Raw genomic sequence first — 13,385 nt, forward strand, 5'->3', positions numbered from 1 at the left:
CGCAGGTTAGGCTCTAGCTCCATGACGGGCGCCTTCGACAACCATTCCTTCCGCACCGCGATCGTCCCCGCCGCGGGGCTGGGGACACGCTTCCTGCCTGCGACGAAAGCAGTTCCGAAAGAGCTGCTGCCGGTCGTGGACACCCCGGGCATCGAGATCGTCGCGGCGGAGGCGGCACAGGCGGGCGCGAAGCGGCTTGTGATCGTGACCTCACCGGGCAAGGAGTCGGTGGTCAACTACTTCCGCTCGGCGCCGGAGCTCGAAGAGAACCTGGAGCGCAAGGGCAAGACCGAGCTGCTGGAGAAGGTCCGCCGCGGCCCGGGGCTGCTGGACGTCGAGGTCGCCATCCAGAAGGAGGCGCTGGGGCTGGGGCACGCGGTCGCGCAGGCCGAGCCGAACCTGACCGACGAGGACACCGCCGTCGCGGTCCTCCTGCCGGACGACCTCGTGCTGCCGGCCGGGGTGCTCGAGCGGATGGCCGAGGTCCGCGTGAAGCACGGCGGCAGCGTGCTGTGCGCCTTCGACATCCCGAAGGAGCAGATCTCACCCTATGGCGTGTTCGACGTCACCGATACGGACGAAGAAGATGTCAAACGAGTGCACGGGATGGTCGAGAAGCCGAAGCCCGAAGAGGCTCCCTCGACGTTCGCCGCCGCGGGCCGTTACCTGCTCGACCGGGCGATCTTCGACGCGCTGCGCCGCATCAAGCCGGGCGCGGGTGGTGAACTCCAGCTCACCGACGCGGTGGCACTGCTGATCGAAGAGGGACATCCGGTGCATATCGTGGTGCACCGGGGTGGCAGGCACGACCTGGGCAACCCCGGCGGGTTCCTGCGGGCGGCGGTCGATTTCGCACTCGACCACCCCGACTACGGCCCGTCGCTGCGCACCTGGCTCGCCGAGCGAATCGAGAACAAAGGCTGATGACCCCGTCCACCCCGGAGCCTGCAGAGGCCGCTGAGCAGGAGTTCCGTCCCGTCGACGAACAGCTGGCGCTGGTACTGGATTCGGCCGTGCGGCCGCGGCCGGTCCGGGTCGCCATCTCCGAGGCGCAGGGCCTGCTCTGCGCCGAGGAGGTCGTCGCGGAGCACGCCCTGCCCGGCTTCGACCAGGCCGCGGTGGACGGGTACGCCGTGCGCAGCGTGGACGTGCGCGCGGCGGGCGACGAGCCCGTGCAGCTGCCGGTGGTGGGCGAGATCCCGGCGGGTTCGCGGCAGCCGCGGCGCCTGAACCCCGGCCAGGCGGTGCGGGTCGTGACCGGCGCGCCGCTGCCGACGCTGGCCGACGCCGTGGTGCCGACGGCGTTCACCGACGGACATCCCGCGAACGTGACCGTGCACCGGTCCGTGCCCTCGGCCGGCTACGTGCGGCGGACCGGCGAGGACGTGCAGATCGGGGACGTCGCCGTGCGCCAGGGTGACACGATCGGCTCGGCCCAGGTCGGGCTGCTCGCCGCGGTCGGCCGGTCCAAGGTGCTGGTCTACCCGCGTCCCCGGGTGTCGATCGTGTCCGTCGGCGACGAGCTGGTCGACATCGACCGGACGCCCTCGGTCGGGCAGGTCTACGACGTCAACTCCTACGCGCTGGCCGCTGCCGCGCGGGACGCCGGTGCGGAGGTGAGCCGCGTCGGCATCGTGCCGAGCGAGCCGAAGCGGCTGCGTGAGGTCGTGGAGGGCCGACTGCTGATGTCCGAGGTCGTCGTGGTCGCCGGCGGGGCCGGGGGCACGACGGGCGACGAGGTGCACGCGGCCCTGTCCGACCTCGGGCACATCGACATGACGCGCGTCGCGATGCACCCCGGCTCGGCGCAGGGGTTCGGCCGTCTAGGGCCGGACTCCGTGCCCACGTTCCTGTTGCCTGCCAACCCGATGAGCGCGCTGGTGGTGTTCGAGGTGCTCATCCGGCCGTTGATCAGGGCGGCCCGCGGCACGCGCAACCCGCACCGGCGGATCGTCAGCGCCCGGCTGCTGTCGCCGATCACGTCGACCAAGGGGCGCAAGGGTTTCCTGCGTGGCCAGCTGCTGCGCGACGAGAGCACGGGCGAGTACCTCGTGCAGCCGCTCGGGACGTCGGGTGCGCACCTGCTGGCGTCGCTGGCCGAGGCGAACTGCCTGGTGAACGTGGACGAGGACCTCACGGAGGTGCCCGCGGGCGAGCAGGTACGGGTGACCTTCCTCGCACAACGGGTGTGACGGTTAAATACGCCGGTGCAGGCTGCGACCTACGACATCGAAGCGCGACACCCCGGCTGGCCCGCCCGGCTCGGTCCGCTGCGCGTCCGCGCCGGTGTCGTCGCTCTGCGGCCCATCCGGCTGCGGGACGCGGGGGACTGGTCGCGGATCCGGTTGCGGGACCAGGAGCACCTGGAGCGGTGGGAGCCGACGGCGCCGGGTCCGTGGGCGGACCGCAACGGTTTCTGGTCGTGGCCGCCGCAGTGGATGGCGCTGCGGGGGCTTGCTCGCCGTGGTCAGTGCCTGCCGTTCGTCATCACAGTGGACGACCAGTTCGCCGGTCAGATCACTGTCGGTAACGTGATCCGCGCCTCACTCCGTTCGGCGTGGGTCGGTTACTGGGTGTCCTCGACGGTCGTCGCCGGCGGGGTCGCGACGGCGGCTGTCGCACTGCTGGTGGACCACGCGCTGACCTCCGGCGGGTTGCACCGGATCGAGGCCACCGTCCGCCCCGAGAACGAGCCGAGCGTCCGCGTCCTCACCAAGGCCGGATTCCGCCAGGAGGGCCTCTTCCAGCGCTATCTCGATGTCGCGGGCGCGTGGCGGGACCACCTGTGCTTCGCGATCACGGCCGAGGAGACGGGCGCCGGTCTCGTCAGCAGGCTCGTGCGGGAAGGCCGCGCTGAGCGCGTGTGAGATCTGCGTTACCACATCGGGTCAGTTTCACCTGATCCGGTGGTCCCATTTCTGTTTTCGAGCGGCGTGGCTCCCGGCGATCTGTTACTCCTGTGACTAGCGTGACGGTATGTAGCAGAAGTCGGGGGAGGTGACAGAGGGAGATGCCCAGCTCGCTGATCATCGTCGCACTGGCGGCCGCGTGGCTCGTCGTGCTCGTGCCCATGGTCGCGCGGAAGCGCCAGGCCGTCGTGCGGACCACGGACTCCGCGCTCGCCGCCCGCGTCGTGCGGAGCGGAGTAGGCACCGACGAGGGGGAGGAGCCCGTCATGTCCGAGCCCGTTCAGCAGGTCATCGACCCCGAACCCGAGGAGTTCGCCGAGCCGGAGCGCCCGTGCAGCCACGAGGAGTCCTCGCGACGCAGCTTCGACGCCGATGACGACTTCGACGACGAGGCCGACTACCGGTCGGAGCGCGGCGTCGAGGCCGAGGGGGAACGCCGGTACCGGCCTGGGCGCGGGGGCTTCGACCCGGAGGCGGCGGAGATCGCGGCGCGGGCCAAGTACGCGTTCCGGCAGCGGGTCGTGCTCGCCCTCATCCTGCTGGCGGTGGTGTCCGCCGGTGTGGCCGGTTTCCTGTCGAGCCTGCTGTGGTGGGGGCACGGCGCGATCGACCTGGTGCTGGTGGGGTACCTCGTGTACTTGCGGCGGCAGGTGCGCATCGAGAACGAGATCCGGCAGCGGCGGCTCGCGCGCCTGCACCACGCACGCACCCGTCGCCCGGCGCAGCCGCGCCGCGTGATGCGCGACGAGTACGAGGTGCCCGAGGAGCCGCGTCGCGAGCTGGTCGGCATCGAGCGCCGCCCGTCGCCCGCTTCGCGGCTGCGCGGGCAAGCGGTGGTCGTCGACGTCGAGGACGAGGATCCCGCGTTCCACGAGCTGGACGACCCCGGCGCCCTCCCGTTCCGCCGGGCGGTCGGCGAGTAGGACCCCCCTCGCCGACCCCCTGCGGCGGGGTTGCTATGCTCTGCGAGCAAGTTCAAGGGGCTGTAGCGCAGTTGGTAGCGCGTCTCGTTCGCATCGAGAAGGTCAGGGGTTCGATTCCCCTCAGCTCCACAGCAGGTCAAAGGCCCTCCCCGGGTGATCGGGGAGGGCCTTTGCGTGTCCGTACGGCAGCGCCATCCTGTTTCCCCACTCGGCGAACGGCGACACGCCAACCGGTTCGCAGTACGTCGAGCAGGTGCGGACCTGGTTCGACAGCATGTGGTCGAGCATCGGCAAGGACTTCCGGCGATAACCCGTTCGCGGTGCTGAAGTACGCCGCCTCCCTCAGCGAAGATGACGTCCGCTACGTCGAGGCCGCGTTCACCGCACACGAGGTCGAGGCCATGACCACCGCTGAAACGACCGAGGGTGCGCACGAACTCATCCAGGCGTGGCACGCTTCCGGCCGGCCGCTCGCGATCGTGAGCAACAACAGCGCCGCCGCGATCAGCACATACCTCGACTTTCACGGCATCCGCCCGCTCGTCGACGTGGTGTCCACACGCGAGAGTGCAGATGTCGGACTCCTCAAGCCGCGTCCCTACCTAACCCGTGCCCTCGCCTGACCTGCCGCTGCTCACTGATTGGCTCCGCGGCCGCCTCAGCAACGACAAGCTGACCGAGCTACCAGCAGGCGAGCAGGTAGCCCCAAAGGCCGAACGCGTCCGCGCTCTCGCACTCCTCGACGACCTCGCAGCCGACCTGCGCCCCGGCGTCTGCCACGGCGACGCCTCGCCCTGGAACGCGCGGGCGCGGCGTGGTGCCGGTGTCTGGCGGCGCAGTCGACGGCAGCGCTAAGCAGCGAGAACAATCATCGATCAAGCGCGTTTCCCGAGCCCTGGTAACCCGCCGGACACTGCTCGGAGGCTGATTCGGGGCTCATGCTTGGACTCGGAACGGCGGGTGCGCTTCGTGCGAGGTCTCGTAGCGATCCTCTCTCGTAGCCAGCGTTTGCCTGCCGACTGGGTTCGCAACGCAGCGAGCGCTGCCTCCAGTCGTTTCAGGTAAGCCGTTCTCTCGGTATCGGCGAGATCAGCGTCGTTGATGTCGGTTGCCAGCTGGTCTACTTGCCTCCGGGCCGATGCGCGAGCCGCATCCCGCTTAGCCTGCATAGCCTCGCCGGAGGGAGCACGTACCGTCCAAGCCTGGAGGTAAAGCTCGACGTGCTTCTCGACGCGCCGAACCTCTCGCTCGTGACGAGTTATGGGGTTGGAGCGTCTTGCATTCATATCTGAGATGTCCGCTCGCGGCGGTAGGTCGTTACGGGCAGCCGCGAAGGTGCAGGCAAGCCGCGACCAGCAGCGCCACGGCTGGACTGCCGCGGGGTTCCATTCCCCTCAGCTCCACAAACCACGTTCGACACACGGCTCCGAGTTGAGTCGTCTTCTTCACGGACCACCCACTCCACCTGCCCCGTCGGGGCGTGGCGACGCCTGGACCCCAAACCCCGGTCACCGCGGCCGGGTGCAGCGGTCCTTCCAGGTGTGACCGGTCAGGGCTGGCGGGTCGGCGGTTTGTGCGTGGAATGCCCTTTCTGCTCTTGTCCGGTCGTGGCGGTCCAGCTGGCTAGCAGCTTCAGGGCGTCCTCGGCGGCGGTTTCGGGGGGTGCGCTGTAGACGACCACGCTCAGGCCGCTGTCGTCGGGCAGGGTCATGGTTTCCTGGTCGAGTTCCAGGTCGCCGACGAGCGGGTGGTTGAGGCGTTTGGTGCTTTCGCGGAAGACGTGCACGTCGTGCGATCCCCACAGCACGCGGAAGGTGTCGCTGCGGGTGGATAGTTCCCCGATCAGGTTCGATAGTTCCCGGTCGTAGGGGCTCCTTCCCGCCTCGACGCGTAGCGCGCCCACGGCGAAGCGGGCCATGCGCTCCCAGTCGGTGTAGAACCGCCTGGCTGCTGGATTGAGAAACGCGAACCGGGCGACGTTCGCGCCGCAGGTCGGGTCGGCGTACATCTCCGAGTACAGAGCCCGGCCCAGTGGGTTGGCGGCCAGCGTGTCGAGGCGGTTGTTCATCACGTAGGCCGGCATCCCCGGCATACCGTCGACGATCCGCGCCACGCTCGGCCTCACCGTCGGACGGGCCTCCCGCTGCCGTGCCCGTGCCCGCGGCGCCGGTCCCGCGGCGCGGGCGAGGTCGTACAGGTACATGCGCTCGGTGTCATCCAGCCGCAAGGCGCGGGCAAGGGCGTCCAGCACACTGTCGGAGACCCCCTGGAGGTTTCCGCGCTCCAGGCGCGTGTAGTACTCGACGCTCACCCCGGCGAGCGCGGCGACCTCTCCCCGGCGCAGTCCGGGCACCCGCCGCTGACCATACGTCGGCAGACCCACCTGCTCCGGGGTGATCTTGTCGCGCCGGGAGCGGAGGAAAGCGCTGACTGCGTCCCGGTTGTCCATGACGACAGAGTAAATAGGCCACGCGCGCGGTGGGGGACTCTGCCAGTACCCCTCACAGCAGGAACTCCCCCGTCACGACCACCTGCCGTTGCATGGTGCGTGCCCCAGTCCTCTGGGGCCTTTCCCCGTACCGGAACGAAACTGAAGGGCATGCAAGATGAGCAACCAGACGAAGACGCTGACGGAGAGCCCCGCGCAGGTCGTGCGCGAGCTGTACGACGCGCTGAGCAAGGGCGACGTGCCGGGTGTCCTGGCCAAGCTCGCCCCCGAGGTGATCGTCGACGAGCCGGCCCAGCTCCCCTACGGCGGCGTGCACCGGGGCAGCGAGGTGTTCGTGCAGTCGATCCTCGGCGCGATGATGGGGTACGCCAACGTCGTGATCACCAGTGCCGAGGTGTTCGAAGGCCCGACAGGCGTCGTCGGAACGCTCACCGGAACGCTCACGGCCCATTCCACCGGTGAGCAGTTCCCGCTGACCATGGTCGAGATCCACCAGGTCGAGGACGGCCTGGTGCGCAAGATCGACGTCTACACCAAGAACCCCCACGAACTCGCGGCGTTCTACACGCGCGCCGAGGCTGGCACCCGCTGACGGCACCTCGTCAAGATCTCGGCCGAGTTGCCGCACCGCAGCGCGAGCAACTCGGCCGGCCCATCCCCAGCCGCGCGGAACGGCGCCCGATCCGCGCGGCTGGTCGTGGAGGCCCCCTCGTGCGTCATCTCACTCACCACCGCGCCTGCAGGTCTCCGATCAACAGCAGCGGCCAACGCGCAGACCGCAGCACGTCCCGGGACGCACCGGTAAGAGCCGCATACCGTGTGCCGAGCAGCAGCCCGAGGATCGAAAGATCAAGGTGAGGCCGACGACCACGCCCTTGATCACGGTGACTGCGCGAACCACAGCGTCCGAACCTGATCGAGTCGGCATAGCACCACGCGTGGTCATTCGGCGCCATCTGCTTCGACGCGCGGGCCCCTGTAAGGGGTTCGGGTGGGGATGCCGCGTTTGCGGAGCGACTCGGGAGGGCTTTTTGCTTCAGGGCTGCTCGACCGACTACGCGGGATCGCGGTAGCGGTGCAGCATGTGGTTGAACCTCCGCAACTTGTCGACAGCGTCCCCCGGGATCGGGTCCGGGTGGAAGTGCATGACGTTGTTGCGGATGAGGCGGATCTCCTCCAGGCGTGCGATGAAGGTGGGCCGGTCCAGTGGCCATCCCAACTGTTCCCAGACTTCCCTGTTCTCCAGGATGTGCTGGTAGTCGCCGAACGAGAGCTGGTCGGCATTCTTGATCGTCCTGCTGCAGAAGCGCTGCAGGGTCTCCACGTCGAAGGCGCGGCCCAGAATCCAGCGGAGCGTCCGATCCAGCTCGCCCAACTGGAAGAACGGCGTGGCCATCTCACCGTAGCGCTGGGCTACGTCGGCCGTCGTCACGATGCCCTTGATGCTCTTGCTTTCGTCCAGTACGAACACGAATTCGCGCCGTTGCAGGGTGGGCAGGACCTCGAAGAGATCGCGATCGTAGGCGACCACCTCCACGTGGGGCTCGATCGCGTCACCGACGCCCGCGCTGGGCTTCTGGTGCATCGCCTGCGCGATCGATCGCCAAGTGACGGCACCGCGCAAGTTACGAGGGCCACTGAGGACGGCGAGCTGCGAGTAGTCGTTGAGAAGCATCTTGGTGATCGCTTCTTCAAGCGTGCTGTTGGGCGCCACGGAGGCGACGCCGGTGAGAGGAGAGAGGTTTCCCACCGTGAGCCGTACATCCAGGTCGGTGCCTCCCTCGTCGTCCTCGGCGACCGGGAGATCATCGAGGTCAGATCGCGCGGAAAGGGCAGCACTCTCCACTTCGTCGGGTGGTGTCGTCAGCGAAACCACGGTGTCGAGGGTCACCGCTCGGAAGCTCGGGGAGGTCATCAACCCGTGATTGGCCAGATCCGCTTCGATCTGACTGACTTGGTCGCCGCGCTCTGTCGCGCCCCAGAGGGCCAGGAGCTCGCGCACGGAGATCCGCTCTGGGGCATGCTCCTCGGCGCGGTTGCGCGCCTGCCGCAATCGTTCGTGGACCCGCCGCCGGATCGTGTCCTCGCTCGGCGGGTGCGCGGTGGCCGCGGCCCTGGAAATAGTCTGGTCGAGCAACTCCTGGCGCACCGCGTCCAACAGCCGATCCTGGTCGACCACCAGCCATGCACGCCACCCGTCGACCGCTCGCATGCCGGCCGCGACCATGGCAGCCCGCGAAGGTGACCGGAACTCCTCGCCGTCGGGCTCGAGCCGGATCCGGCCCCGGTCGGTCACGGTGGCGTCGTACGTCACCCCGATGCGGTTGCGCTTGAACCTGAGCTTCGTGCCACTGGTGATGAGCCCCGCATCGAGCAGATCGGAAACCGTCACGCGGCGGCCGCCGAGGAGGTACATCGACCGGCCGCCCGCCTCATTGCCGCGGTCCTCCGTCGTTTCGCCCGTCACCGGCGCTCACCACCTCCGGAGTCCGGCGAACTTGCGCCGGGCCGCGATCGCTTGTTTCAGCACCCTTTTTTCCAGTTCTGCCTGGCTGAGCCGCTCCACCCGCGTGAGCTGCAAATGACCCGCGACGGCGAGCAGACTCTCCCGGTCGAGATCCTGCGCGCGGAGGTACGCGGTGCCCTCTTCCTCGGTATCGAGTTGGCGCAGGTGTGAGGCAATGGCCGCTGCCTCCTCGTCGGTCTTCGCGGGTTCGGCGGACGTTCGCGAGACCCGGGTGCTCGCCATTTCGTTCCCGCGGACGTCCGCTCGGCCGGGGCCGCAACGGGCCAGCAGGTCGACGAGTTCGGCACGTTTCAAGGCGCTGTAGCCGGTCAGACCGAGAATCCTGGCCACCTCTCGCAGCTCTTTCACGCGTAACGCGCTCGCGTTCAAGTAGATCCGTCGTTGCTGCTCCGAAGCCAGCGACGACATTTCGTGGGCCACTTGGAGTGGACTGCCCGAAGGAGATGCGGCGAGAACGGGCGGCGCCGGAGCGGGGCCCGCGTGCACGTCTTCGCGAGGTGGCGAGCTGACCGGTACTGCTGATGCCTCCACGCGGACAACGCCCAGCTTCGCTGTACCTCTGGTCAGCGCTTCCAGTGTCGAGTCGTCCTGCTGTTCCAAGAATTCGTAGAGCCGGGCCTGGAGGACGACGAACTTCCTCAAGTCGTTCACCGGTGACCACCCGGCAGCAGGTCGAGCGCGCCCAGGACCTCGTCGGCCAACTGGTCGAATTCTTTGACGACCTCGTCTCTGCCAGTGGCTCGCAACATCGCGGGCACACCACTTTCCCCGGCATCACCGAAGTGTCGGGGGCTGTTTCGGATCTTGCTCTCCAGCACCGGTACCTGCGAATTCAGACGTACTTCCTCGATGTAGGTGTGCTGAGCAAGAGTCACTTGTTGTGAATAGATCTGCACCATCGTGAAGACCACGCCGAGGAACGCGGGATCGATCGGTCGGTGGCTGTCGGCCGTGCGCTTGTGATTGACGAAGTCGTTGAACTGCTGTACCAGCACCGCACAATTACCCACCAGGTAGTCCAAGCCGAGTGTGGACAGGTAGTCGGCCTTGGCCGGCACGAGGATTTGCTCACTGGCTACGATCGCGGTCTTCGTGACGAGGCCGAAATTCGGTGCGCAGTCGATGAGCACCAGGTCGTATTCACTGAAACGGTCGTCCTCGAGTGCGTGCCGCAGACAGCTGTGCAGGTCCAGAAACTTCCGCTTCGACCCGTCGAGGGTGGTGGCTCCGCCCAACCGGGCGGCGAGTTCGAGGTCTATGTCGATCAGGCCGAGGTGAGAGGAAATCAGGTCGAGGTGGCCGCCTGGATGGTCGATGGCTTCGTTGACCGGCTTCGGGGTAACGATGAGATCTGCCAGCGAGATCTCTCGTCCCGGCAGCTCGGCGTCGTACCACCGCTTGATGGTGCGTTCGTCCTTGAGATTCGCATGCCAGTCATCGATCGAGAAGAACGAGAAGGTCAGGTTGGTCTGCGGATCGAGGTCGATGAGCAGCACCCGCAAGCCCCGGCTCGCGGCGACCGCGCCGAGATTCGCCGTGAGGGTGGTCTTCCCGACTCCGCCTTTGTAATTCATGACCGCCACGACCCGCATATGCTCTCCCCGGTGCCCTCGTGCCCGACGGTGACGACGAACCATGATCGAATTCGTCTAGCTGATCCGTTTCAAGACCTTGGCAGAGATCGTGCGTTGAAAGCAATAGGCGGGTATTTGGTTCGACGCAACGTGCGGCAGGTGGTCATCCGTCTGCAGTACTCGTGCGTCCAATCCGGTGGTAATGACGATTCGGTGATTACCGGCGATGATGAGTTGAATTGGCGGTTACTCACCACCCTCCTGTCCGGTTGGGAGGAGGTGGACGGATTTCGGGCACCGAGAACTCACGCGCCCACCGCGGCCGGAACCCGTTCTGCCGCGACCTTCCGCCGCGTGCGGCGGTGGCGGGTGTGCTGGAGCCACCACTCGGCCGCGAGCAGGTTCACCACCCAGCTCAGCCACGCGCCGACACCGACCGCCTGCGCGACTGCCGCCTCGTCGGCCGGGTGGACGATTGCCATGACCAGCATGCCCCACGGGCGGTTCAGGATGATCGAGAAGCACAGGGCGAAGCTGCGCACCATCCACTCGCGGTGTTCGGCGAAACGACGGCGCCTGGCCGTCCGCCAGCCTGCGATCGTCGTCGCCACCCAAAGGACTCCGAGCATCGTGTTCGCCGCCTGCTGGTTCGGACCCCAGTAAGTGACCGCGCTGAACGTCAGCACCGCGAGCCCGCCGGGGACGCACGCGAAGACGTACACCCGGCCGCTCCAGCGGTGCACCATCGGGGACCTGCCCCGCAGCCACGGCCACAGCTGCAGGCAACCGCTGAGCAACGCGAGCGAACCGAGGAAGATGTGTGTGACCAGCAGCGGGTAGTAGTACGGCACCCCGTCCGGCGGAACGGTGCGGGCGCGGGCCGGGTCGAGGCCGAGGTACGGCGGCAGCGAGTAGCCGAGGAACAGCACGACCACCACCATGAGCCCGACGAGCGGAAGGCGACGAAGCTTGGAAGTCATGCTCGGCACTCTTCGCGATCCCGGCACCGGGCGCGTTGGTGCCGGCCTCCCTTCTGGGGTGGGGAAAACCGCCGCTACCGCTTGACCAGGAACGGGTCCAGCAACCCCGGCACCGCGTCGTGGGCCAGGGTGACCGCTTCGTCGGCGGGCAGGTCCTCGCAGGTGTAGTGCTGGCGGCCCGCCGCGGTCGTCGCCGTGAGGGACAGCAGGCCGGAGCGGCGCTGGAAGAACGAACGGTGCATCACCCAGCCGATCACGCCGTCCGAGGACAGCACGTACCGGCGGCGCAGCAGGCTTCCGTGGCGGAACACCAGCGTGCTCCCCAGCAGCACGTGCCCGAGGTTGCGGTACCGGTCCTCCGCGAGCAGCGCGCCGATCGGGAACAACACGAGCGCTGCCTGCCACGGCCAGTTCGGCCACCGGGCGAAAGCGTGCAGTGCCAACAGGATTCCCGTGACCACGGCCGCGAAGGCGAACGCGCGCGTGTAGCGGCGGCGGTGTGCCCTCGGGCCGTGGCGCAGCAGCTCATGTGCCGCGGGCCCTGGATCGCCGGTCACTTCGCCCGCGACGCGCCGGGCTTCCGCGAGCGGCGCCGGTGGCAGCAGGATCGAACCGCCGTGCTCGGAACCGCGGCCGACGCGGAGGCCCGTCGTGATCGCGAGGCACCGGGCACCGCCGGCGGCCCGCAGCAGCAGCGGTTCGCTGATCTCCGCGCCCCGCACGCGCCGCAGCTCGATCGTCGTCGAGCGGGTGGTCAGCAAGCCGCGCGTCACGTGCAGCGTGCCTTCCGTGCGCACGAGGCGGAAATGCCAGAACGCCAGCACGTACGCGAGCGCCGACAACACGGCCACGAGCACCACCGCGAACACCGTGATCTCCAGGACCGCCACGGCGACCGGCACCGCCGTCACCTGCCCGATGACCGAGCGCAGCAACCCGAAGTCGTCCGGGTCGAGCCGGGTCTCGTTGAACAGGTTCACCAGCGAACCGACCACCACACCGATCGTCGCGATGCCCGACAACGTGAACGGCCCGAACCGCACCCACCGCGGCGAAAGCTCCGCCAGCACGACGCCCGTCGGCTCGACGTGCTTTTCCGTGCGGTGCAACAGTTCCTCACGCAGCCGGGCCGCCGCCGGCGTGGCGAGCGCGTCGAGGGTGACCCCTTCGTCGTGCCGGTCCGAACGGCCCGTGCCGATGACGACGCGGCTCAGCCCGAGCACGCGCTGCAGCGGGTGCGCGGTGAGGTCGACCGTGCGGATCCTGTCCCGTGGCACGGAAAGCTCGCGCCGGTTCAGCAGGCCGCGGCGCACTCGGACGTGCGTCGGCGTGATCTGGTACGTCGTGGTGAACCAGCGCAGCAGCCCGCCCGCGATGGCGACCCCGACGCCGACGAGGCTCCAGATGTGCCCCTGCCCCTCGCTGCCGATGAACAGCACACCGATCAGCACGGGCAGGAACCGGACGATCTCCTGGACCGGGTGCACCGCGAGCATCCTCGCGCTCAACCGGTGCCACGGCAGCGGTTCGGTCACGTCGCGTCCCCGACGGTCGCCTGCGTCCGCGTCGCCAGCTCGGCGGCGAGCCGCTGGGCGGTGTCGTGGTCGAGGCCGTGGATGTGCACCGGGCCGCGCGCGGACGCCGTGGTGACGGTGAGGTTCGCCAGCCCGAACAACCGCTCCAGCGGACCGCGTTCGGTGTCGACGGTCTGGATCCGCGAGACCGGAGCGATGCGCCGCTCCTGGTTGAACCAGCCGGACTGCGTGTACACCACCTGGTCCGTCGTCTCCCAGCGGTGCACCCGGTAGCGCCACTGCGGCATGACCACGAGGTGCGCGACGGCGAGCACGGCCGTCACGACCAGCACGACCACCGGTGCGGTCCCGCCGCCGAAGACGAGCCACAGCAGTTCGCTGACGAGCGGGAGGACCCAGCCCAGTGCCGCGCGGGTGGTCCAGAACAGCACCGCGCGGCGGCAGACCAGGTTCGCCGGCGGCCGGAGGTCCAGCACTGGTTCGGTCAC

The 13,385-nt window shown here is 68.4% G+C and carries 13 protein-coding genes and 1 tRNA gene; 7 read left to right on the forward strand and 7 right to left on the reverse strand.

Features of this window, described 5'->3' with window-relative positions:
• Positions 1-21: 21 nt before the first annotated feature.
• The 6 genes from BMZ92_RS22460 (at position 22) to BMZ92_RS22485 (ending at position 4,455) form a co-directional block, all read left to right on the forward strand.
• On the forward strand, positions 22-924 hold the full coding sequence (locus tag BMZ92_RS22460) for a UTP--glucose-1-phosphate uridylyltransferase (RefSeq protein WP_091510967.1): 903 nt from the start codon (positions 22-24) through the stop codon (positions 922-924).
• A complete protein-coding gene (glp, locus tag BMZ92_RS22465; RefSeq protein WP_091510970.1) occupies positions 924-2,192 on the forward strand; it encodes a molybdotransferase-like divisome protein Glp in 1,269 nt (422 codons plus the stop codon). The genes BMZ92_RS22460 and glp overlap by 1 nt, the downstream gene beginning before the upstream one ends.
• A gap of 15 nt (positions 2,193-2,207) precedes the next feature.
• Entirely contained in the window at positions 2,208-2,867 is a 660-nt protein-coding gene (locus BMZ92_RS22470) for a GNAT family N-acetyltransferase (protein ID WP_091510972.1), read from the forward strand.
• A gap of 143 nt (positions 2,868-3,010) precedes the next feature.
• Positions 3,011-3,832 carry a divisome protein SepX/GlpR gene (sepX, locus tag BMZ92_RS22475; RefSeq protein ID WP_091510974.1) on the forward strand — a complete coding sequence of 274 codons (822 nt, stop codon included), beginning with the start codon at positions 3,011-3,013 and terminating at the stop codon, positions 3,830-3,832.
• A 56-nt stretch (positions 3,833-3,888) separates the two neighbouring features.
• Positions 3,889-3,961, forward strand: a tRNA-Ala gene (locus BMZ92_RS22480).
• A gap of 191 nt (positions 3,962-4,152) precedes the next feature.
• The gene (locus BMZ92_RS22485) at positions 4,153-4,455 is read left to right on the forward strand and encodes an HAD family hydrolase (RefSeq protein ID WP_091510976.1); all 303 of its coding nucleotides are present in this window, start codon (positions 4,153-4,155) and stop codon (positions 4,453-4,455) included.
• A 926-nt stretch (positions 4,456-5,381) separates the two neighbouring features.
• On the opposite strand, the gene BMZ92_RS22495 is transcribed toward BMZ92_RS22485, so the two are convergent.
• On the reverse strand, positions 5,382-6,281 hold the full coding sequence (locus BMZ92_RS22495; protein ID WP_091510978.1) for a helix-turn-helix transcriptional regulator: 900 nt from the start codon (positions 6,279-6,281) through the stop codon (positions 5,382-5,384).
• Positions 6,282-6,438: 157 nt separating this feature from the next.
• On the opposite strand from BMZ92_RS22495, the gene BMZ92_RS22500 reads away from it, so the two are divergent.
• On the forward strand, positions 6,439-6,873 hold the full coding sequence (locus tag BMZ92_RS22500; protein WP_091510981.1) for a nuclear transport factor 2 family protein: 435 nt from the start codon (positions 6,439-6,441) through the stop codon (positions 6,871-6,873).
• 462 nt (positions 6,874-7,335) lie between these two features.
• Here BMZ92_RS22500 and BMZ92_RS22505 read toward each other — a convergent pair whose 3' ends face one another.
• The 6 genes from BMZ92_RS22505 to BMZ92_RS22530 form a co-directional block, all read right to left on the reverse strand.
• Positions 7,336-8,748: a CBS domain-containing anti-phage protein gene (locus BMZ92_RS22505; RefSeq protein WP_245783199.1), complete on the reverse strand. Its 1,413-nt coding sequence runs from the start codon at positions 8,746-8,748 to the stop codon at positions 7,336-7,338.
• A 6-nt stretch (positions 8,749-8,754) separates the two neighbouring features.
• A complete protein-coding gene (locus BMZ92_RS22510; RefSeq protein ID WP_143249924.1) occupies positions 8,755-9,459 on the reverse strand; it encodes a hypothetical protein in 705 nt (234 codons plus the stop codon).
• Positions 9,456-10,400 carry a ParA family protein gene (locus tag BMZ92_RS22515; protein ID WP_091510985.1) on the reverse strand — a complete coding sequence of 315 codons (945 nt, stop codon included), beginning with the start codon at positions 10,398-10,400 and terminating at the stop codon, positions 9,456-9,458. The genes BMZ92_RS22510 and BMZ92_RS22515 overlap by 4 nt, the downstream gene beginning before the upstream one ends.
• Before the next feature lie 287 nt (positions 10,401-10,687).
• A complete protein-coding gene (locus tag BMZ92_RS22520; RefSeq protein ID WP_091510988.1) occupies positions 10,688-11,362 on the reverse strand; it encodes a DUF2306 domain-containing protein in 675 nt (224 codons plus the stop codon).
• Between the two features lie 74 nt (positions 11,363-11,436).
• Entirely contained in the window at positions 11,437-12,897 is a 1,461-nt protein-coding gene (locus tag BMZ92_RS22525) for a PH domain-containing protein (RefSeq protein ID WP_245783200.1), read from the reverse strand.
• Positions 12,894-13,385, reverse strand: a complete 492-nt coding sequence (locus BMZ92_RS22530; protein ID WP_245783201.1) for a PH domain-containing protein — start codon at positions 13,383-13,385, stop codon at positions 12,894-12,896. The genes BMZ92_RS22525 and BMZ92_RS22530 overlap by 4 nt, the downstream gene beginning before the upstream one ends.

Origin of the sequence: Amycolatopsis sacchari, assembly GCF_900114035.1 — a bacterium.
Lineage (GTDB): Bacteria > Actinomycetota > Actinomycetes > Mycobacteriales > Pseudonocardiaceae > Amycolatopsis_E > Amycolatopsis_E sacchari.